The organism is Streptomyces sp. NPDC087901, from assembly GCF_044742205.1.
Taxonomy (GTDB): Bacteria; Actinomycetota; Actinomycetes; order Streptomycetales; family Streptomycetaceae; genus Streptomyces.
The window spans coordinates 340,499-361,714 of sequence record NZ_JBIUUC010000002.1; the positions used below are offsets into that span (position 1 = coordinate 340,499).

General features: G+C 70.5%; 18 protein-coding genes. 12 read left to right on the top strand and 6 right to left on the bottom strand.

Annotated elements, in window-relative coordinates; all coding sequences use genetic code 11:
- The first annotated feature begins 20 nt into the window (after positions 1–20).
- A complete protein-coding gene (locus ACIOEW_RS07060; protein ID WP_401962077.1) occupies positions 21–845 on the top strand; it encodes a hypothetical protein in 825 nt (274 codons plus the stop codon).
- 371 nt (positions 846–1,216) lie between these two features.
- Here the strand turns inward: ACIOEW_RS07060 and ACIOEW_RS07065 are convergent, their stop codons facing one another.
- Both ACIOEW_RS07065 and ACIOEW_RS07070 read right to left on the bottom strand, forming a co-directional pair.
- Entirely contained in the window at positions 1,217–2,284 is a 1,068-nt protein-coding gene (locus ACIOEW_RS07065) for a glycoside hydrolase family 11 protein (RefSeq protein WP_401962079.1), read from the bottom strand.
- 849 nt (positions 2,285–3,133) lie between these two features.
- Positions 3,134–3,877: a hypothetical protein gene (locus tag ACIOEW_RS07070; protein ID WP_362554207.1), complete on the bottom strand. Its 744-nt coding sequence runs from the start codon at positions 3,875–3,877 to the stop codon at positions 3,134–3,136.
- 105 nt (positions 3,878–3,982) lie between these two features.
- Here ACIOEW_RS07070 and ggt point away from each other — a divergent pair, with 105 nt between their 5' ends.
- Together ggt and ACIOEW_RS07080 are read left to right on the top strand one after the other, a co-directional pair.
- The gene (gene ggt / locus ACIOEW_RS07075) at positions 3,983–5,785 is read left to right on the top strand and encodes a gamma-glutamyltransferase (protein WP_401962082.1); all 1,803 of its coding nucleotides are present in this window, start codon (positions 3,983–3,985) and stop codon (positions 5,783–5,785) included.
- A gap of 154 nt (positions 5,786–5,939) precedes the next feature.
- Positions 5,940–6,767 carry a glycoside hydrolase family 75 protein gene (locus ACIOEW_RS07080; protein ID WP_401962083.1) on the top strand — a complete coding sequence of 276 codons (828 nt, stop codon included), beginning with the start codon at positions 5,940–5,942 and terminating at the stop codon, positions 6,765–6,767.
- Positions 6,768–6,792: 25 nt separating this feature from the next.
- Here ACIOEW_RS07080 and map read toward each other — a convergent pair whose 3' ends face one another.
- A complete protein-coding gene (gene map / locus ACIOEW_RS07085; RefSeq protein ID WP_362554198.1) occupies positions 6,793–7,560 on the bottom strand; it encodes a type I methionyl aminopeptidase in 768 nt (255 codons plus the stop codon).
- 41 nt (positions 7,561–7,601) lie between these two features.
- Between map and ACIOEW_RS07090 the strand changes: the two genes are divergently transcribed.
- The 5 genes from ACIOEW_RS07090 to ACIOEW_RS07110 all read left to right on the top strand — a co-directional run bounded on the left by ACIOEW_RS07090 (position 7,602) and on the right by ACIOEW_RS07110 (position 12,234).
- The gene (locus tag ACIOEW_RS07090) at positions 7,602–7,871 is read left to right on the top strand and encodes a helix-turn-helix transcriptional regulator (protein WP_327707960.1); all 270 of its coding nucleotides are present in this window, start codon (positions 7,602–7,604) and stop codon (positions 7,869–7,871) included.
- A 37-nt stretch (positions 7,872–7,908) separates the two neighbouring features.
- Positions 7,909–8,289 carry a PPOX class F420-dependent oxidoreductase gene (locus tag ACIOEW_RS07095; protein ID WP_401962085.1) on the top strand — a complete coding sequence of 127 codons (381 nt, stop codon included), beginning with the start codon at positions 7,909–7,911 and terminating at the stop codon, positions 8,287–8,289.
- Positions 8,290–8,439: 150 nt separating this feature from the next.
- Positions 8,440–9,933, top strand: coding sequence for a hypothetical protein (locus ACIOEW_RS07100; RefSeq protein WP_401962087.1), 1,494 nt, complete (start codon positions 8,440–8,442; stop codon positions 9,931–9,933).
- Between the two features lie 178 nt (positions 9,934–10,111).
- Positions 10,112–10,954, top strand: coding sequence for a nitrilase-related carbon-nitrogen hydrolase (locus tag ACIOEW_RS07105; protein ID WP_362554189.1), 843 nt, complete (start codon positions 10,112–10,114; stop codon positions 10,952–10,954).
- Complete coding sequence (locus ACIOEW_RS07110) at positions 10,951–12,234, top strand: aspartate aminotransferase family protein (RefSeq protein ID WP_401962089.1); 1,284 nt, start codon at positions 10,951–10,953, stop codon at positions 12,232–12,234. The genes ACIOEW_RS07105 and ACIOEW_RS07110 overlap by 4 nt, the downstream gene beginning before the upstream one ends.
- An 80-nt stretch (positions 12,235–12,314) precedes the next feature.
- Here ACIOEW_RS07110 and ACIOEW_RS07115 read toward each other — a convergent pair whose 3' ends face one another.
- Both ACIOEW_RS07115 and ACIOEW_RS07120 read right to left on the bottom strand, forming a co-directional pair.
- Positions 12,315–14,201, bottom strand: a complete 1,887-nt coding sequence (locus tag ACIOEW_RS07115) for an alkaline phosphatase family protein (RefSeq protein WP_401962091.1) — start codon at positions 14,199–14,201, stop codon at positions 12,315–12,317.
- A gap of 207 nt (positions 14,202–14,408) precedes the next feature.
- Positions 14,409–15,350, bottom strand: coding sequence for a hypothetical protein (locus tag ACIOEW_RS07120; protein ID WP_401962094.1), 942 nt, complete (start codon positions 15,348–15,350; stop codon positions 14,409–14,411).
- 392 nt (positions 15,351–15,742) lie between these two features.
- Between ACIOEW_RS07120 and hydA the strand changes: the two genes are divergently transcribed.
- The 3 genes from hydA (at position 15,743) to ACIOEW_RS07135 (ending at position 19,785) form a co-directional block, all read left to right on the top strand.
- Positions 15,743–17,143 (top strand): dihydropyrimidinase, encoded by a 1,401-nt coding sequence (gene hydA, locus ACIOEW_RS07125; protein ID WP_401962097.1) that lies wholly within the window; start codon positions 15,743–15,745, stop codon positions 17,141–17,143.
- A gap of 11 nt (positions 17,144–17,154) precedes the next feature.
- Positions 17,155–18,156 (top strand): TIGR03842 family LLM class F420-dependent oxidoreductase, encoded by a 1,002-nt coding sequence (locus tag ACIOEW_RS07130; protein ID WP_401962100.1) that lies wholly within the window; start codon positions 17,155–17,157, stop codon positions 18,154–18,156.
- 75 nt (positions 18,157–18,231) lie between these two features.
- Positions 18,232–19,785 (top strand): NCS1 family nucleobase:cation symporter-1, encoded by a 1,554-nt coding sequence (locus ACIOEW_RS07135; protein WP_362557439.1) that lies wholly within the window; start codon positions 18,232–18,234, stop codon positions 19,783–19,785.
- On the opposite strand, the gene ACIOEW_RS07140 is transcribed toward ACIOEW_RS07135, so the two are convergent.
- The gene (locus tag ACIOEW_RS07140) at positions 19,748–20,521 is read right to left on the bottom strand and encodes a hypothetical protein (RefSeq protein ID WP_401962103.1); all 774 of its coding nucleotides are present in this window, start codon (positions 20,519–20,521) and stop codon (positions 19,748–19,750) included. The two genes, ACIOEW_RS07135 and ACIOEW_RS07140, sit on opposite strands and share 38 nt — an antisense overlap.
- Before the next feature lie 199 nt (positions 20,522–20,720).
- Between ACIOEW_RS07140 and ACIOEW_RS07145 the strand changes: the two genes are divergently transcribed.
- Positions 20,721–21,083, top strand: coding sequence for a hypothetical protein (locus ACIOEW_RS07145; protein WP_362557435.1), 363 nt, complete (start codon positions 20,721–20,723; stop codon positions 21,081–21,083).
- The last annotated feature ends 133 nt before the right edge of the window (positions 21,084–21,216 follow it).

A 21,216-nucleotide genomic window follows, 5' to 3' on the forward strand; every position in this document is an offset into this window, starting at 1 on the left:
GGACCCGAGAGGAGCTACTGATGAATATCGACCCAGAGACCAACCGTGCTTCACTGCGACGCAGGTGGGGTGTGCCGCTGGGCGTCGCCACCGGCGTTGCGGCGATGAGCGTCGCGGCCGTGGCCGTCTTCAGCGGGATAGGGGATGCCGAGCCGCTTCTCGCCGACCCCGCCGGAAACCCGTCGGGCGCCGCCGCGTCACCGAGTCCGAGCACAGCTCACGGCTCCACGTCGGGCGGAGCCGGCTCGTCGTCGTCCTCGGCTCGCGCGAGTTCCGCCCCGAAGGAATTCTCGATCACCAGCCGGACGACGACCCCGATCGACGCCGGGACCGTCGCCAAGATCCTGGCCTCCTGCCTGGGCCCGGACGCATCGCGATTCCACGCGGTGGTCGCGGTCCGCGCACCCATCGCCTCGCAGAACGGGGACGGCGTGGTCGTCGCCGTCGACTCCGCCGGTCAGTACGTGCAGTGCGAGTCGAAGGGCGACAAGGGCAACAGCCCGGACTCCCCGCCCACGTTCATCAACGATCGCCTGTGGGGCACCGGTCACATGGTCGAGTACTTCGACTCCACCAGTGAGCCCGCAGGTAAGGGGAAATACCTCTTGCTGGGTGCCGGGCACTACACATCCGACATTGCCAAGATCACCGTCAGCTACGGCGACAACCCGAAGCAGTACCCGGCGGTCATGGCGGGCGGCGCGTTCGTCTACGCAGCGGCCCTCTCCACGGATGACCCCGACCCGCGCTATGCGGGCCCCAGCCCCTACGTCCATGCCTACAACGCATCCGGCAAGGAGATCTACAACCAGAAGAAGGACCCGCAGTTCAGCGACGAGCAGTAGGCGGCCCTTTCGCCCCGCCCCCTTGCTGCCCCGGCGATGCAAGAGGTGGCGAAACGGTCACCCCTCGCTCGGCAGGGGCCTTGAAGGCGGTTCCTCCGGTCTGTCAGGAGCCCGGGCAGACGTCCGCAACTCCGGTGGTGCCGGAGGAACCGCCTGTTGGTCCGTTGCGGTACGTCCAGCAGGAGGACGCATTTGCATCGCTGACCGGCTGCGTTTCGATGCCGCCGCGATCGCCACCGCCGCCATCGTCACCGCCCCGGTCACCCTGACCGGCGTCGTGTCCGAGTGGCTCACCAGGCCCCAGGACAGGCAACGGCGCGGTGCCCCATCGGGCACCGCGCCGAAGCGTGTGGGTACGCGGGACGCCTGGGTCAGCCCACGCTGCAGCTGCCGACCGACGGGGACGGGCTGCTGGGTCCGCTCACGGTGAAGCCGAACGACGTCGACTGCCCCGCGCTCAGGGTGCCGTTGTAACCGACCGGGGTCACGGTCAGAACGTTGCCGTTCCGGCTGGAGGTGCCGTTCCAGAGCGAGGTGACCGTCTGACCGCCGGCCAGCGTCACCGGCACCTTCCAGTCGGTGATGCCGCTGCTGCCCGCCTTGATGGTCACCTCGCCGTTGAAGCCGTCGCTCCACGAACTGGTGGTTCGGTAGGTGGCGGTGCAGGCACCCGTCTCCGGAGGAGGAGTGGTACTCCCGCCCGGAGGCGGAGTGGTGGGCGCCGTCCCGCCGCCGCCCAGGCTGACGCTGGAGCTGCCGGTGCTCTGGTAGCCCTCCGTGGCCATGATCATGTAGTAGTTGAACGCCCCCATCGGCATCCCGGCCGCTTGCCAGGCGTCGAAGTGCGTGCCGGTGTTGATGGTGCCGGAGCTGCGCTTGCTCTGCCGGATGCTCCAGTACTGCTGGAAGGTCTTGGTGCCCTCCACGGAGGGCTGGTTGGTCCGGGTGGACTCGTAGATGTCGTACGTACCGCCGTCATCGGTGACCGTGCCGCGCTTCGTGCCGGCGGAACCGGGGTTGTACGGGCCGAAGTTCTCCACGATGTAGTACTCGACCAGCGGGTTGGCGGTCCACCCGTACAGCGCCAGGTAGCCGTTGCTGCCCGGGTTGAACGCACCGGAGTAGGTGACGGCCCGGCGGCTGCCGTTGCTCCAGCCGAGACCGCCGACCCAGTTGTTGGCGTTGCTCCACTGGCTGCTGTACGAGCCGGCGGTGTCCGACAGCGTCATGCTGACGGAGCCCGGGGTGTCGGTCCAGAAGGAGTAGTAGTAGCCGTTGTACGTACCGGTCGCGTTGCTGTTGAGGACCGTTGCGGCGCGCGCCGTGCCGGGCAGCAGTAGTCCTGCTGTCCCGGCCGCCACCAGCGCCCCGGCACTGCCGAAGACGAGTTTCCGGCGGCTGATCTGACGTGGGTCGGAGTTGTGGGAGGTGTCGCTCATGCGTTGTTTCCTCCTCGCGATTAGCGCGGTCTGTGACCAAAAGAAACGCCGAGCACACGTCGGCGTTCATCGATGGGGTGACACAGCCCGGTCGTGCGCATCGCATGCACGGCCGGCGGGCGTCACAACAGTCGGGCCTGGCAAGGGAGTTGTCAACGGTTTCCGTAACGTTTCCGAAACTCGGGTGACACCATGAATCCCTGCTGCGCTGGTCAATGCGGGTGCGGGTGAAACGCTGAGAGAGGGAAGTCGGAATTTCACCGATCCCGCGATGCTTGGGCTTCTGAATCCTCGAAATCTTTCGAAGCCACTTTCGGTGCGATGCGGGGCGTCATGTGTCCGGTCGGGACGGCCGTGGCGGCGGGGGACTTCCTGGGGCTCCGCGACGGTGGTCGCGTGGGGCCGGTCATGCTGGGTCCGCCCGTGATCGGCCTCTTCCCGCGCAGTCCCGCGAGTGGAACGAGGACCCTGTTCAAGGAAGCCCTCAGCACGAAACGGGTCGGCGTCGGCGATGGGCTCCCCGGCCTCGACGGACGCTGAGGTCTCTTCAACCCGGTTGTCGGGCTGGGCGGTTGGGGCGCCATGCCCGAGGCGAACGGCGAAGCTCCTGGTAGACGGGTTTCACGACGCAGACCCACCGCCTGCCGGGAGCTTCGCGTGCTTGTCTGCCGATCGGTGATCGGCCTGTCCAGCGCGTGCCTTCGCCACCTTGGCCGGCTTCCGGCCGCTCACCGCCGCGGGACCGGCACCCGATGGCGTTGCATCACACCGAGCCGGCAGGCGCTTCCGGCCCTGGTCCAGCCCGCGTTGCCGCCGCCGGCCGACGAGCAGGCACTCGGAGTTCCGCTGTCAGCCGCCGGCGCGGTGCGAGGTCCGCGGCGCGGGGGCGGGGGCCTGTGCGGCGCGGGTCACGTCTGAGACCAGTTCCACCACATCGGGGCCGTACGCCTGCGAGTTGACCACCTTCAGCAGCAGGCAGAAGGTGTTGTTGCCGTGCTTGCGGGCCAGGCGATCGTGGTTCCGGGCCAAATAGCGGGACGCCGCCTGGTTGGTGATCGCCTGCTGTCCGCAGAACAGGAAGACCGGACGGGCATCCTGACCAGCCGTCAGGCGCGCGAGGAGCACGTACTCGGCTATGCCCTTCTCCACCCGGTAGCGCTCCGAACCGATCTGGAAGGCGTTGCGGTCCGGGCCGGGCTCGGCGTCCGTGTTGACCTTCACGCCAGGCAGCAGTGAGTGCAGGTGGGCGGCCATGCGGCGGTTGGAGACGGGCCCGCCGACGCAGAACTCGGTCCGTTCGCCGAATCCCTGCTGGGAGACGTCGTGGGACAGGATCTGGGCATGCGCCGAGCAGTCCTTGATCAGCGCGGAGAGTTCGAGCAGTGCGAAGACGTCGTGCCGGTGGACGGCGCCGTCACCGCCCGCATCGCGGTTGACGACGAGCAGGCACTCCGAGTTCCCCGGCAGCCCGAAGAACGCCTGCTTGCGGCGGAGCTTGCGGCGCCAGAGATAGGTGCGTGCGAGCCAGCCGAGGGCGGCGCTGATGCCTGCGGCTATCACGCCCAGCACGATGTTGCGTACGTCGTCAGTCATGGGCGGGCATGTTAGCGGGCATTCGGCCTCAAGTTCGAGGCGGTCCTGACGGGGCGGCCGGAGCGGCGTTACCCTGCGCGGAGATTTCCTTTACTGGAGGTGCGCATGAGGCGTTCCGTTGCGCGGAATGTGTCGTTGTTAGGTGTTCTCGCCGCCGTGGTGTCGGTCGGGGCGGCCGCCCCGTCCTCGTCCGCTCCGCCGACCGCGCCGCCGCTCAAATCCCCCGTCGCGGTGGGATACGGGGGAGCGGTCTCCAGCGTCGACGCCGACGCGTCGGCCGCGGGCATCGAGGTGCTCCGCAAGGGCGGCAACGCGGTGGACGCGGCCGTCGCGACCGCGGCGGCCCTCGGGGTGACCGAGCCCTACTCGGCGGGGCTGGGCGGCGGTGGTTACTTCGTCCACTACGACGCCCGCACCCGCACGGTGGAGACGATCGACGGCCGGGAGACCGCGCCGCGCAGCGCCGACTCCTCGCTCTTCCTCGAGAACGGAAAGCCCCTCGCGTTCGAGTCCGCCGTCACCAGCGGCCTCGGCGTCGGCACGCCCGGAACCCCCGCCACCTGGGACGCCGCGCTCGACGCCTGGGGCAGCAAGTCGCTCCGGCAGGTACTGAAGCCGGCCGAGCGCCTGGCCAGGGACGGCTTCGTCGTCGACGGTACGTTCCGCTCGCAGACGGAGGGCAACCAGGCCAGGTTCGCCGACTTCCCCGCCACCCGGAAACTCTTCCTGCCGGGCGGCGGCCTCCCGGTGGTCGGCTCGGTCTTCAAGAACCCCGACCTTGCGCGTACGTACGAGGAGGTCGGCCGCAAGGGAGTCGACACGCTCTACCGGGGCAAGCTGGCCGAGGACATCGTGCGGACCGTACGCAATCCCCCCGTCGACCCCGCGTCGGCCCGGGTGGTCCGTGCCGGCGATCTCACCACGAAGGACCTGCGCTCCTACCGGGCGCTGCGGCAGGCACCCACGAAGGCCGACTATCGCGGGCTCGACGTCTACGGCATGGCGCCGTCCTCGTCGGGTGGTACGTCGGTGGGTGAGGCCCTCAACATCCTTGAGTCCACCGACCTTTCGAAGGCGAGCCAGGCGCAGTACCTGCACCGCTACATCGAGGCGAGCCGCATCGCCTTCGCCGACCGCGGGCGATGGGTCGGCGACCCGGCGTTCGAGGACGTGCCGACGAAGGAACTGCTCAGCCAGCGGTTCGCCGACTCGCGGGAGTGCCTGATCAAGGACGACGCGGTGCTCGCCAGCCCGCTCGCCCCGGGGGACCCGCGCCACCCCGCCGACTGCGCCGCCGCCGGGACGGCTGCCCCGACGACGTACGAGGGCGAGAACACCACGCACCTCACGACCGCCGACAAGTGGGGCAACGTCGTCGCGTACACCCTGACGATCGAGCAGACCGGTGGCAGCGGCATCACGGTGCCGGGGCGCGGCTTCCTGCTCAACAACGAGCTGACGGACTTCTCGTTCGCGCCGGCCAACCCGGCCGTCCACGACCCGAACCTGCCCGGTCCGGGCAAGCGGCCGAGGTCGTCGATCTCCCCGACCATCGTGCTCAAGCACGGGAAGCCGGTGCTGGCCCTGGGGTCGCCGGGCGGCGCCACGATCATCACGACCGTGCTCCAGTCCCTGATCGGCGTGGTCGACCGGGGACTTCCGCTGGTGGACGCCATCGCGGCGCCCCGTGCCAGCCAGCGCAACGCGGCGGCGACGGAGCTCGAACCGGGGCTGTGGAACAGCCCGGAACGCACACAACTGGAGGCCCTGGGCCACGTCTTCAAGCTCAACCCGGAGATCGGGGCGGCGACGGGCGTGCAGCGGCTGCCGGACGGGCGGTGGCTCGCAGCCGCCGAGACGGAGCGGCGTGGCGGCGGTTCGGCCATGGTGGTGAGGCCGGCCGGATAAACCTGACTGTGTGTCAGTAGTTGTACGGGCGGGGTCGGCCGGACGCGGGGAGATGCGCGTCGGGCCGGCCCCGCGGCCTCGACGGGGGCATGCCGGGGGGCGTCTTGGCTGATGTCAGCAAGGGAAAGACTCCTCACGGAAAGGCACCCCCACGGTGCGTATGCGAACGCTTGCCCTCGCCACGGTCTCCGGCGCCGCCCTGCTCGCGTCCGGATCCCTGACGCCCGCCGCCCGGGGCGGCACGGTCTTCCGCTCCGATGCGGACATGCCGGCTCGGAAGGCGTATTCCGCTCCGGTGCGCCTTGCCTCCGCCGCCTACAGCCGTCCGGCACCCGGCGAGGACCCCTCCGACGCCGCCTCGCCCGCCCCCACTCCGGTCCCCGCTGACGTGAGGGAAGGTTCTGTCGGTGCGGCCGAGCTGCTGGCCAAGGTTTCGGCCTGCAAGCAGATCTCGAACGGTTTCTACCGTACGGACGAGGGGGCTTCGCCCTCCGTGCCGGTGTGCGGCATGAACGGCGCGGTGTTCTGGAAGGCCGACCTCGACATCGACTGTGATGGTGAGGTGACCAAGGCCTGCAACGCGGACACCGACCCGTCGTTCCAGGGCGACACCGCGTTCCACACCTCCGGCGACCGGCCGCTCGACGCGGCGGAGCTCCCCTATGTCGTGGTGCCGAGCCGTAGCTCGGTGTGGGACTTCAGCACCGCCGGGATCAAGGGCGGCAGTGTCGCCGCCGTCATTCACGCGGGCAAGGTGGAGTACACCGTGGTCGGCGACACCGGACCCGCCGGGATCATCGGTGAGGCCTCGTACGCCACCGCCGAGGCGCTCGGCATCGACCCGGACCCGAAGTCCGGTGGTGCCGAGTCCGGCGTCACGTACATCCTGTTCAAGGACTCCGTCGTCGCACCGATCGAGAGCCACGGTGCGGCGGTGACCGCCGGGGAGGCCCTCGCCAAGGAGTTCCTGCGGATCAACTGACCAGGACGCGGCCGGCCGGAAGGTGTCAGAGGGCGGTCAGGATCCGGGGGCCGTCGTCCGTGATGGCCACCGTGTGCTCTGCGTGTGCGGCCCGGCTGCCGTCGTTCGTACGCAGGGTCCAGCCGTCCCGGTCCGGATGGAACTCGTCCCGGCCGCTGCCGATCAGCATCGGCTCGATGGCCAGCACCATGCCGTGCCGCAGCGGCATGCCGCGGCCGGGCCGTCCCTCGTTGGGGACGCCCGGGTCCTCGTGCATGGACCGGCCGATGCCGTGGCCGCCGAATCCCTCCGGGATGCCGTAGCCGGCCGTACGGCAGACCGTGCCGATCGCGTGCGCGATGTCGCCGATCCGGTTGCCGACGACGGCTGCCGCGATGCCCGCCTCCAAGGCCTCGAAGGCCGTTTCGACGAGACGGGTGTCCGCCGGCCGGGGGCGGCCGACGATGAAGCTGATCGCGGAGTCCCCGCACCAGCCGTCGAGTGTCGCGCCCGCGTCGATGCTCACCAGATCGCCGTCGCGCAGCCGAAGATCGTTCGGGATTCCGTGCACGATCGCGTCGTTCACCGATGCGCAGATCACGCCGGGGAAGGGCGTCGGCGCGAAGTGCGGCCGGTAGTTCAGGAACGGCGATCCGGCGCCGGCCTCGCGAAGGACCCCGTGGGCCACCTCGTCGAGCTCGCGGAGCGAGACGCCTACGGCCGCCGCCTCGCGCGCCGCCGTCAGCAACTGCGCCACGACTCGGCCGGCCTCGCGCATGGCTTCGATGGATGTGTCTGTCTTGAGCTGCACCATGCCAATTACTATACCGGTCTGAGCGGTATTAGAATGACGGCATGGTTCGAACTCCTCTCACCCCTGAAGAGCGCCTCCGCGGCGAACGGCTCGGCCGGCTGCTCCGTGAGGCACGCGGCCGCCGCAGCATGGCCGACATCGCGGGATGCGCCGGAATCTCGGCCGAGACACTCCGCAAGATCGAGACCGGTCGCGCGCCGACCCCTGCCTTCTTCACGGTCGCGGCACTCGCCGGGGCGCTCGGACTCTCCATGGACGAGCTGCTCCCGCGGTGTGCCCCGGAGCCGGACACCGTCCCGCTCGCCGGGTAGCTGAAGAGGGGTAGTGGCCCCTGCGTAGGGTTGGGTCATGAGCCTTCAGGACTTCGCCCGCAGCGAGTACGTCAGCCTCACCACGTACCGGAAGGACGGCACACCCGTCGCCACGCCGGTGTGGGCCGCGGTCGACGGGGACGAGCTGTTCGTATGGACCAAGAGCGATTCATGGAAGGTCAAGCGGCTGCGCAACGACAGCCGTGTCCGCGTCACCGTCTGCGACGCGCGCGGACGGATCGCGGAGGGTGCCCCGAGCGCCGAGGGGACCGGCAGGCTGCTCGACGAGCGGGGTACTGCCGCTGTGCGCAGGGCCATCGGCCGCAAGTACACCTGGAAGTACTGGCTGCTCGACTACCCGGCGATGATCGCCAGGCTCGGCAAGCGGCCGCACACCGGGATCGCCATCACCTTCTGAGTCCCGGGCCGGTCGCCGAGGGGGCGCGCGCAGCCCCTTCCCGCGCCTCTCGCACCCGGGCCGAAAAGTGCGCGTAGCCGCCCCGTAACACTACTGCGGTCGAATGCCTGCGGACTGGAAGGTTCCAGACGACGGCGGCCGAGGGCGACGATGACGGTGCATCAGCATGCTGTGTCCATAGGGGAGTTCGCGCGCCATCTGCGAGAGATGGCAGCGCTGCTCGACCCCTCGCGGGGTTGGTACGGAGTCTTCTGCCGGCGTGATCCGGAAGGGATGCGGGCCTGTCTTGCGGGCACCGAGATCCCGCCCTGGGATGTCATGGAGTCGCTCTTCGCGGACCTGGCGTCGGTACGCGGCACGGCGTTCGCGGAGCGCGAGTCGGTGCACGCGGCCGAGCTCTACGCGGCCTCCGCCGTCGCCCACGACAGGCGCCCCGGCGGGCGGCAGCAGCTGGTGGACCGGCTGGAGCTGATGCTGCGGGAACAGGCGAACGCGGCCCAGCGGCTGAGCGCCGCCCGAACAGGCGGCGAGGCGGGCGAGAGGGGCGCGGAGGCGGTCGCCTGGGCCCGCGACGACCACGCCCGGGCGTCGGCCCGCTGCACGGAGCTGCGCAGGAGGCTGGCAGCGGTGGCGGTACCGGCGGGCTGGTTCCGCACGGAAGGGGAACCCGCACCCGCGCCCGCGCCCGCGCCCGCGCCCGCACCCACGCCGACGCCCACGCCCACGCCCACGCCCACGTCCGCACCCTGGCGCGTACCCGGGCTCGGGGCCGCACCATCCAGGGCTGCACGGCAGTCCGCCGCCTCACGGGGGTCCGCCGCCGCACCGGAGCCCGGGACCGAACCGGAGTCCGCGGCCGGTGCGCCCGGCCCCGTCTCCGCTCGGCAGTCCCCGGCGGCGCACAGGCCCCCCGAGCCGTCGTCGGCCCCCGCGGGCAAGCCGCCGCGCAAAAAGCCGCGGGGCGCGCGTTTCGCCGGGCTGGAGGCCGAGGACGAGGGTGCGGTGGCCGCCGCGCCCGTCCTGCCCATGGCGGCCGCCCAGCCCCGCGGAGCCCGGTTCGGCGGCGCCCCGGGCGCGGACGGCGGCCCGGCCACGCATGCCGGCGCCGTCCAGGACCCGGCCGCGCTCCATTCCGCGCGGGCCACGGTCGCGACCCTGGTCCGGCTCCGGGCGGAGGGCCGAAGCGGTGAGGCGCACGGCGTGCTCTGCGAGGCGGCGGGCCGGCCCGCGGAGCTGCTGCCGGTCCTCGCCGTCGAACTCCACCGGGCGGGGCTCGGAGTGGACTGGTCGACCCTCCTGTGGGAGGTTTCCTCGCTGCCGCCGGCCGAGCTCGCGGCCGCGGCGGACGCACTGGCCGCGGCGGGACGCCCGGAGGACTGCGGGCAGTTGCTGCGTCAGGGAGTGGCGCGGCCGGCCGCCGAGATCGCCGATGCGGTGGTCGCCCTGGACCGGGCAGGCCGGGGCGCCCAGGCACAGGCGCTGCTCGGTGCCTTCGTCCGGGTGCGGACGGCGCAGGACGCGGCCAGGATCGCGGAGAGCGACCCGCGCCACCTCGTACCGCAGCTGCTGGCGGCGGCCCGGACGGTGTCCGAGGCGCGGGAGCGGGACGTGGAGCATGCGCTGCGGGTGGCGGGTATCGGATAGCGCCATCCGGCCGAGCCCGGTCACTGGACCGCATGGGTGTGAAACATGATCGACTCCGCTGGTTCACGGCGATGGTCTTGCCCCGCTGTGTGACGGGGCTTACGTTCTCCTCTACGCACGTGTCTACGGGCGTAGAAACGCGAAGAGGCTCTCTGACGCCGCGTCGAAGGAGCAGCTCATGTCCCAAGTCGTACGCGCCGCACTCGTCCAGGCGACCTGGACCGGCGACACCGAATCCATGATCGCCAAGCACGAGGAACACGCTCGTGAGGCCGCCCGGCAGGGGGCGCAGATCATCGGCTTTCAGGAGGTGTTCAACGCCCCCTACTTCTGCCAGGTGCAGGAGCCCGAGCACTACCGCTGGGCGGAGGCCGTGCCCGACGGCCCGACCGTGCAGCGGATGCGGGAGCTGGCCCGCGAGACCGGCATGGTGATCGTCGTCCCGGTCTTCGAGGTCGAGCAGTCCGGCTTCTACTACAACACCGCCGCCGTGATCGATGCCGATGGCTCGTATCTCGGCAAGTACCGCAAGCACCACATCCCGCAGGTCAGGGGATTCTGGGAGAAGTACTACTTCAAGCCCGGGAACGTCGGCTGGCCGGTCTTCGACACGGCCGTCGGCAAGGTCGGCGTCTACATCTGCTACGACCGGCACTTCCCCGAGGGGTGGCGTCAACTCGGACTCAACGGAGCCCAGTTGGTGTACAACCCGTCCGCGACCTCACGCGGCCTGTCCAGCTACCTCTGGCAGCTGGAACAGCCCGCGTCAGCCGTCGCCAACGAGTACTTCATCGCCGCGATCAACCGTGTCGGCCAGGAGGAGTACGGCGACAACGACTTCTACGGAACCAGCTACTTCGTCGACCCGCGGGGCCAGTTCGTCGGTGAGGTCGCCAGCGACAAGGCGGAGGAACTCCTCGTCCGGGACCTGGACTTCGGACTCATCGAGGAGGTCCGTCAGCAGTGGGCCTTCTACCGGGACCGCCGCCCCGACGCGTACGAGGGACTGGTCGAGCCGTGAGCAGCCTGCACCACCGACACCTCGCCGTCAGCCCCGAGTGGCTGGCGCTCTACTACCGGCACCCGTTGGAGATCACCCACGGTGAGGGCCGTCATGTCTGGGACGCGGACGGCAACCGCTACCTCGACTTCTTCGGCGGCATTCTCACCACGATGACCGCCCACGCACTACCAGAGGTCACCAAGGCGGTGAGTGAGCAGGCCGGGCGGATGATCCACTCCTCCACGCTCTATCTGAACCGGCCGATGGTCGAACTCGCCGAGCGCGTCGCCACGCTCTCCGGCATCCCGGACGCCCGGGTCTTCTTCACGACCTCCGGCACCGAGGCCAACGACACGGCGCTACTGCTCGCCACCACGTACCGCAGGTCGAACCAGATCCTCGCGATGCGCAACAGCTACCACGGCAGGTCCTTCTCCGCGGTCTCCATCACCGGCAACAACGCCTGGTCGCCCACCAGTCTGTCGCCGCTCCAGACCCTGTACGTGCACGGGGGTGTCCGCACCCTCGGACCGTACGCGCACCTGGGCGACGGGGAGTTCATCGCCGCCTGTGTCGCGGACCTGGAGGACCTGCTCGGCCACACCAGGGCGCCCGCCGCGCTGATCGCCGAACCCATCCAGGGCGTGGGCGGGTTCACCTCACCCCCCGACGGCCTGTACGCGGCGTTCCGCGAAGTCCTGAACCGGCACGGCATCCTGTGGATCTCCGACGAGGTGCAGACCGGCTGGGGACGCTCCGGCGAACACTTCTGGGGCTGGCAGGCGCACGGGCGGAACGGCCCGCCGGACATTCTCACGTTCGCCAAGGGCATCGGCAACGGCATGTCGATCGGCGGTGTCGTCGCCCGTGCCGACGTCATGAACTGCCTGGACGCCAACTCCATTTCGACGTTCGGCGGCTCCCCGGTCACGATGGCCGCAGGTCTCGCCAACCTCTCGTACCTCCTCGAACACGACCTCCAGGGCAACGCCCGCCGCGTCGGCGGTCTGCTCATCGAGCGACTGCGTGCGATCGGCGCGGGCTCGGAGTGCGTACGGGAGGTGCGCGGGCGCGGCCTGATGATCGGCATCGAGCTGGTGAAGCCGGGCACGGACGAGGCGAACCCCGAGGCGGCCGCGGCCGTGCTGGAGGCGGCCCGGGAGGGCGGTCTGCTCATCGGCAAGGGCGGTGGCCACAGCACCAGCGTGCTGCGCATCGCCCCGCCGCTCTCGCTGGCCATCCCGGAGGCGGAGGAGGGTGCGGCGATCCTCGCCGAGGCGCTGCGCACGGTGGGCTGAGGACGTGGGTGCGGCGGCCCGCCGGCCGCCGCGCCCACGCGCCCGGTCAGCCCCCGCGCCCGGTCAGCCCCCGCGCCCGGTCAGCCCCGGTGGCCGGTCGGGCGGGTGAGCTCCAGTGTGCGGACCGGGTCGAGCTCGCCGTAGTACGCCAGGCCCTGGAAGCGGACCTCGGTGACCGTCAGCGTCGCCCGGTCGGTGCCCCGGCCGACGGTGCCCTTGAACCGCACCGAGCCGTCCTTCTTCGTGGTGCCGGTGAGCTTGCGCACCGTACCGCCGGCCGACAGCTCGGCGGTGGCCTTCGCGCCCTTCACGGGCTTGCCCTGCGCGGTCCGTACCACGCCGTTCGCGGTGACCTTCCACGCGGCGTCGGACCCGGGCCGGCCGAGCAGCTTCGTGTCGGCGCGGAGGGAGGCGACGGCGAGCTGTGACGGCGGGTTCGGCTGACCGAAGGCGACCTGGTCGACGGTCCAGAACGCGCTGTTCGTGCCGGTGTAACGGAAGCTCAGCCGGGCCGACTTCGCCCCTTCCGGGACAGTGAGCTCAAGGTGCTCGGCGGTGTTGGCGTTCGCGCGGTAGGACTTCACGAGCCGCGGGGCGCCGCCGTCGTAGGAGACGTACACATCGCCGGTCTGCGGACCGTCGATCCGGTAGTTCGTCGCGTAGGAGAGCGTCGCCCGCGCCGCTCCGTTCAGCTGGTACGCGGGGCTGACCAGGGTGGAGTCGAACGGGCCGGCGTCGTGCGCCTTGTCGTCCCACTCGTCGGAGTCGGCGACCGCGAAGACGTTGCGGGCCCGGACGTTCGTCTCGCGGCCCTGGCCGCGCTCGGTGTTCGTCCAGAACTCGTCGGTGGCGAAGGACCAGCCGCGCCACTCGGTGACCCCGCCGGACGGCATCATCGAGTTGTCGATGGACCAGCCGTCGGGCGCGGTGTTCGTCCAACCCCTGGCGTCCGCCGGGAGCTTGGTCTCGTCGACGGGGGTGTGGAGTGCGGGGCGCAGCGCGTCGAAGGCGTCCGGCTTCAGCTCGGCGAGCGCGGTGCCGTCGAGGTTCCAGGCGGGGTCGGTGGCGACGCCCTCGTGACGCAGGACCGTGGGTGCGATGTCCGTGATCCTGACGTCGTCGCGCACGGAGCCGGGTGCGATGCCGCCGCCCCGGGCGATCACGAAGGTGCCGCGCTCCAGCGGGGTGTTGCCGCCGTGTCCGCCGGTCGGGGTGTGTCCGTGGTCTGCGGTGACGACGACGAGCCAGTCCTCGTCGGCGTACGTCGGCCGTGAGGTGACGGCGTCCATGAGCCGGCCGACCTGAGCGTCGGCGGTGCTGAGGGCCTGGAGGTAGGCCTCGCTCGCCGAACCGGAGCTGTGGCCGGCGCCGTCGACCTCGTCGAGGTGGACGAACGTCGAGTCGGGGTTGCCGTGCGCGAGGTAGTCCTCGGCCTTGGCGGTGGTGCCTTCGTCGTCGCCGCCCGCGATCCGCAGGTCCGTCGTCGCGCCGAAGACGATCTGGGGTATCGGGCTCCAGGTGCCGACGACGAGCGTGGAGACCGCCGGGTCGGCCGTCTCCAGCCGGGTCGCGTAGTCGGGGTACCGGCCGTAGTCAGGCGCAGTGAAGTTGTTGTCCTTCACGTTGTGCTTGTCGGGCCAGACGCCGGTGGCGATGGACGACCAGCCGGCACCGGAGACGGTCGGCGCCATGGGCTCGGCGTACAGGTTGCTCCGTGCGGTGAGCCCCTGGGTCATCAGCTGGTTCAGGTGCGGGACGTCGGCGCGCGAGAAGGCGTCGAACGTGGCGCCGTCGATGCCGATGACCAGGGTCTTGGTCTGCTTGGTGCCGGACGGCAGACCCGCGTACGGGGCGGCGGTCCTGCTGCCCGCGCCCTCGGCGTGGGCGGTGGCCGCCAGGAGCGGGAGGGCGACGGCGGCAACGGTGGCGGTGGCCAGCACGGTACGTGCTGAGCGCGGAAGGGACACGTGATCCTCCGGGATCGGTCGGTGGGCACCGGACGATCGGGGTGTCCGGCGACGTGTCCGAGACTCGCGGCCGGCGGTGAGCGGACCACACCGCGTAAGGGACGGGTGAATGAACCGCACTCAACATTTGGACCAGACCCGTAATCAGTTCGTTACACCTGAAGGGTCGTCGGGGGCGCCGTCCTGGCGCCCCCGACTCCCCGGCGGCTACCGCCCGATGCGCTCGAACGTCACGGAACCGCCGGAGTTCTCGTCGTCCGTGCCCCAGAGGCCCGGCCCCCCGGGCAGGACGGCGATGGCCTCGATCTTCCGGTTGTCGTGCTTGGTGAAGAGACCCAGCGGAACGAGGGCCCGCACGGGTTTCAGGCGCAGTACCGCGTCATGGGCCGGGTTCACGGTGAGCCGGCCGGCGTCGTAGACCGCGGAGGCGAAGGGGCCGTCGTCCACGTTGGGGTCCGAGGCCGCCGACACCAGTACGGTGCCGTCACCGAGCACCTTCAGGTCGCTGATGTGTCGCACCTCGTCCTCGTCCGGGAACGGTACGGCGAACTCCTGCCGCGCCGAGACCATGCCGAACTCCAGGCCGTTCGCACCGATACGCACCGCGGCGGCGCGTACGACGGCCTTCTGGTCGCCGCTGCCCCGAGTCGCCCACACGGCGAAGGCCCTCCCCGACCTGTCCCGGTGCAGCGCGAAGCTCTCGTAGTTGTCGCCGTCGCGCCGGCCCGGCAGGGCGACGGGTTCGTGCTCGACCGTCGCCAGGCCGTCCGCGACGACGACGTGGTACGCATCGCCCCGGCTGGCCACGGCGACGTAATGGCCGGGGAGGCCGGGCACCGCGTCGAGTGCCTCCAGGTCGGCGGGGAGCGTGCCGAGCCAGGGGAGTTCCTCGACGACGGGCGCGTGGCCGGGTCGCAGGCGTACCGTCGCCAGCCTGCTCTCGCGGTCCCCCTTGTTGTCCCGTACGACGACGGCGTCGGCCAGCCCGCGGCCCGAGGGTGCGCCTTCGACGAGCGCCATGCCGCTCACGCCGCCCTGGATCCCGGAGCCGACCCGCTGCCAGGCGTCCGGCGCGGCGGCGGCGCTCAGGGGCGTGGTGGCGAGGGAGGCGCAGAGGAACGCCGAGACGATGATTCCGTTTCTGATCATGAAAGGAAGCTAGGGGGCCGGGAGGAGGGCGGGCCGAACTGCCGCTCCCCGTCCGGCGGGTTCCCCCGCAAGGACCTGACGTACTCGCCCGTCCGGAGTCAGGCGAAGCCGCCTCCGGTGGCGCCACGTGCGGCATCCGCCAGAGCACTGCTCGAAGAGCCGGGAGGCCCGGGGTCCCGCATCCGTCGCGTATACGACACGCGCGGGTGCCCGGCCCGGCCGGCGGAACCGCACCGCGCACTGGGCCGGTTGGGTGCCGGACGGGTGAAACAGAAACGTCTTCAGCGGTTAGCCGCAGCGGTCTTGCCACAGTGGGTAACCCACTTCTACGTTCTTCATCACGCACCTTGTCTACGTGCGTAGACCCATTCCGCCACAGTGAGGAGGGGTACATGAGCCGCACCGTCATCCACGGCGGCCTCGTCGTCACCGCGTCCGACGAGATCCACGCCGACGTACTCGTCGAAGGCGGCCGCGTCGCGGCGCTCGCCGCGCACGGCACCGACGCCGCAGCGGGCTGGACCGCCGACCGGACCATCGACGCCACCGGGAAGTACGTCATCCCGGGCGGTGTCGACGCGCACACCCACATGGAGATGCCGTTCGGCGGCACCTACGCCGCGGACACTTTCGAGACCGGCACCCGCGCAGCGGCCTGGGGCGGCACCACCACGATCGTGGACTTCGCCATCCAGTCCGTGGGGCGCTCCCTGCGCGAGGGGCTCGACGCCTGGTACGCCAAGGCGGACGGCAACTGCGCCATCGACTACGCGTTCCACATGATCCTCGCCGATGTGAACGAGTCGTCGCTCAAGGAGATGGACCTGCTGGTCGCGGAGGGCATCACGTCCTTCAAGCTGTTCATGGCCTACCCCGGCGTCTTCTACAGCGACGACGGGCAGATCCTGCGGGCCATGCAGCGGGCCGAGTCCAACGGCGGCCTGATGATGATGCACGCGGAGAACGGCATCGCCATCGACGTCCTCGTCGAGCAGGCCCTCGCCGCCGGCCGTACCGACCCCCGCTACCACGGGGACGTACGGAAGGTGGCGCTGGAGGCCGAGGCCACGCACCGGGCCATCCAGCTCGCCCGCGTCGCCGGTTCCCCGCTGTACGTGGTGCACGTCTCCGCCGACGAGGCCGTCGCCGAGATCGCCGCCGCCCGGCACAAGGGGCTGCCCGTCTTCGGCGAGACCTGCCCGCAGTACCTCTTCCTCTCCACCGACAACCTGGCCGAGCCGGACTTCGAGGGCGCCAAGTACGTCTGCTCCACACCGCTGCGGCCGAAGGAGCATCAGGAAGCGCTGTGGCGGGGGCTGCGGAACAACGAGCTCCAGGTCGTCTCCACCGACCACTGCCCCTTCTGCTTCTCGGGGCAGAAGGAGAAGGGCCGCGGCGACTTCTCGAAGATCCCCAACGGGATGCCGGGCGTCGAGAACCGGATGGACCTCCTGCACCAGGCGGTCGTCGACGGCCACATCTCGCGCCGCCGCTGGATCGAGATCGCGTGTGCCTCCCCGGCCCGGATGTTCGGCCTCTACCCGAAGAAGGGCACCATCGCGCCCGGGGCCGACGCCGACATCGTCATCTACGACCCGGCGGCCGAACAGACCATCTCCGCCGAGACCCACCACATGAACGTCGACTACTCGGCGTACGAGGGCAAGCGGCTCACCGGTCAGGTGGAGACCGTGCTCTCGCGCGGTGAGGTCGTCATCGACCGCCGTACGTTCACCGGCCGCGCCGGCCACGGCATGTACACCCCGCGCGCCACCTGTCAGTACCTGGACTAGGAGCACCTGGCATGGACTTCGGACTCGTCCTGCAGACGGACCCGCCCGCATCGGCCGTCGTCGGCCTGATGCGCCGCGCCGAACGCAACGGCTTCCGCTACGGCTGGACCTTCGACTCGGCGGTGCTCTGGCAGGAGCCCTTCGTCATCTACAGCCGCATCCTCGAACACACCGAACGCCTCGTGGTCGGCCCCATGGTGACCAACCCGGGGACCCGCACCTGGGAGGTGACCGCCTCCACCTTCGCGACCCTCAACGACATGTACGGCAACCGCACGGTCTGCGGCATCGGCCGCGGCGACTCCGCGATGCGCGTCGCCGGGCGCAGCCCCAACACCCTGGCGCGGCTCGGCGAGGCCATCGACGTCATCCGCGACCTCGCCGAGGGGCGCGAGGCGGTCGTCGACGGACAGCCGATCCAGATCCCCTGGGTCAAGGACGGCCGGCTGCCCGTCTGGATGGGCGCGTACGGACCCAAGGCCCTCGCCCTCGCCGGGCAGAAGGCCGACGGTTTCATCCTCCAGCTCGCCGACCCCTTCCTCACCGAATGGATGATCAAGGCCGTACGGGACGCGGCGGCCGAGGCGGGACGCGACCCGGACTCCGTGACCATCTGCGTCGCCGCGCCCGCCTACGTGGGTGACGACCTCGACCACGCCCGCGAGCAGTGCCGCTGGTTCGGCGGCATGGTCGGCAACCACGTCGCCGACCTGGTCTCCCGCTACGGCGAGCACTCCGGCCTCGTCCCCGAGGCGCTGACCGCGTACATCGCCGGGCGCTCGGGATACGACTACAGCCATCACGGCCGCGCCGGGAATCCCGACACCACGTTCGTGCCCGACGAGATCGTCGACCGCTTCTGCCTGCTGGGCCCGCCCGAGGCGCACATCGAGAAGCTCCGGCAGCTGCGCGACCTCGGCGTCGACCAGTTCGCCGTCTACAACATGCACGACGCCCGCGAGGCGACCATCGACGCCTACGGATCCGAGATCATCCCCGCGCTCAACGACTGACCACCGCATTCCTCCGGTCGTACGCACCTCCCCAGCCCCGCACGGCACCGTCCCCGAGCGAAGGGTCCAGCCGCCATGACATCGACCGCACCACCGCCACCACCATCCCGGGACCGGATACCCGCGGCCCCGGACCGCGTCGGACTCCCCGCCGGCGCAGCTCCCGAAGACCGCCGGTTCGTCAACGAGGACCTGCTGCCCGTTCCCCTGGAGCGGCGCAACTGGACGACGTACAACTTCGCAGCCCTCTGGGTCGGCATGGCCCACAACATCCCGTCCTGGCTCCTCGCATCCGGCCTCGTCGCCCTCGGCATGGACTGGAAACAGGCGGTCTTCACGATCGCGCTCGCCAACCTGATCGTCCTCGGACCGATGCTGCTCACCGGGCACGCCGGACCCAAGTACGGCATCCCCTTCCCGGTGCTGGCCCGCGCCTCGTTCGGGCTGCGCGGCGCCAATCTGCCCGCCCTGATCCGGGCCGCGGTGGCGTGCGCCTGGTTCGGCATCCAGACGTGGATCGGCGGCGTCGGCATCTTCACGCTGCTCGGGAAGATCTTCGGCGGCTGGGCGGAGGCGGGCGAGATCGGCGGGCAGCCGTGGACGCTCTGGCTCTGCTTCGTACTGTTCTGGGCCCTCGAACTCGCCATCATCTACCGGGGAATGGACACCCTGCGCAGGTTCGAGAACTGGGCGGCGCCGTTCGTCATCGTCGGCGCGCTGGTGCTGTTGGTCTGGGTCGCCGTCAAGGCGGGCGGCCTCGGCCCGCTGCTCGACCAGCCCTCCAAGCTCGGCTGGGGCAAGGAGTTCTGGCCGGTCTTCTTCCCCTCCCTGATGGGGATGATCGCCTTCTGGGCCACGCTCTCCCTGAACATCCCCGACTTCACCCGCTTCGGCGCCGGTCAACGCGCCCAGATCCGCGGCCAGTCGCTCGGCCTGCCCACCACGATGACGCTCTTCGCCCTGCTCTCCGTTCTGGTCACCTCCGGTTCGCAGGCCGTGTACGGCGAGGCGATCTGGGACCCGGTGCAACTGGTCGCCCGTACCGACAACGTCTTCGGGCTGCTGTACGCGCTGGTGACGGTGCTGGTGGCGACGATCTCCGTGAACATCGCGGCGAACGTCGTCTCGCCCGCGTACGACCTGGCGAACCTCGCGCCCAAACTGATCAACTTCCGTACGGGCGCGCTGATCACGGGGGTCGTCGGCGTCGTGATCATGCCGTGGAAGCTCACCGAGACGCCGGAGCTGTACATCTTCACCTGGCTCGGACTCGTCGGCGGTCTGCTCGGTACGGTGGCGGGCATCCTGATCGCCGACTACTGGATCGTCCGGCGCACGGTGCTCGACCTCGCCGACCTCTACCGGCCCGGCGGCCGCTACTGGTACACGAACGGCTGGAACTGGCGGGCCGTCGCCGCGTTCGCCGTCGGGGGTGTCCTGGCGATCGGCGGCTCGCACTCGGAGCCCGGAAAGGGGCCCTTCCCGGCTGACGGCCTCATCCCGTTCCTGAAGCCTCTCGCCGACTACGGCTGGGCGGTCGGCCTGGCTTCCTCGCTGGTGCTGTACGTGCTGCTCACCGGACGCGAGAGCGTCACACAGGGCTCGTCGAGCGGCCCAGCAGTGCGCTGACGTCGAAGGAGTCGTCCGGCGACGGCGTGGTCCTGGGCACCGGCCTGTCGAAGGCGGAGAAGCCCACGACCGCGTCGGCGCCGTTGCCCTGGATCGTGAGCCGCAGCGGGTAGGGCTTGCCGGTGGCCGCCACGTCCAGCACCAGCGTCGTGTTGTCCCGCATCCTGGTCAGCGGGATGACGGACGCCTTGCCGAGAGTGGTCTTCGTGCCCTTGTTGAGCGTGCCGGTGTCGTTGTTCGCGTTGTCGCTGACCAGCTTCTGGAACGTGTTGAGGTCGCAGGTCTTCGTCAGGGCGCTCAGCCGGGGGTCGTCGGCCGACCCCTTCATGTAGCGGTCGCCCACGATCGCGGCGAAGGCGGAACCGCCGTTGGGGACCTGGTTCTCCCAGAAGTCCGCGTCCGGCTTGATCCAGATGTCGTCGCCCCGCTTCACGATCAGAGCCGAGCCCTGGCTGTTGCCGAGGTCCACCGAACCGTTGCAGTTGCCGTCCCGGTCCAGGGTGAGCTCCAGAGACATGGGGGTACTGCCCCTGCCGAGGTCCCCGCTCGTACTCAGGTGCAGGGAGTGCGTGCTGAGCAGCGCGTCGCGGGAGCGGTCGGCGATCTGCTGGGCGCTGAGGTTGTCGATGTCCTCCGCGTGTGCCACGCCGCTGCCGATGACGCCGCTGCCGGTGACGGACAGCACGATCGCCGCCGTCCATGCGGCCGCGCGTGTGCCGAGGTGTGGACCGGTCACGTCGCCTCCTCGAAAGGTCGTGGCGGGACTGTTCGGGTCTGCGGTCGGATCATTCGAGCGTACGCCGGGGGAGGGGCGGTCGCCCGGCGGAGCGGCACCCCGGGGTGCCGACGCAGCGTGACGTTTTGTGGTGTTTTCGGTTATGGGGACCGGGGGACGGTTGCCACGGCACCGCGTTCGTCACGACCGAGAGGGAAACATGAAGAAGTCCATGGGAAGTCTGTCCAGGGCCGTAGCGCGGGGCGCCGCCGTCGCAGGGGTGGCCACGGCGCTCGCGGTGGCCACCGGTCTGGCCACGGCCGCCTCGGCCGTGGCGCCGGCGGCGACGCCACCGGGGCTGTCCTGCGAGACGGGCAAGCACGCCGTCGACGACTACACCGGCTACGCGCTGTGCCGGAACAACGGCTCCGCGGCGCAGACCTTCTGGGTGCACCTGGTCTGCGGCTGGTCCCCGGACGTCGACGGTGAGCACGTCACGCTCAACCCGGGCCAGTCCGGCCAGTCGACCGCGCACTGTGCCGGGCTCGGCACCGGAATCGGTGAGATCACCGTCCAGCCGTAGGGTCTCTCGACCGGATCATGCCGGGCTCCCTGATCCGGCCTGATCCATACGGAAGGCCCCAGGCCGGGTGTCAGGGTGGTGCCGTTCCGGACCGGAGTGGCGCCGTGCGGGCGCCGTGGACGACATTTCGGCG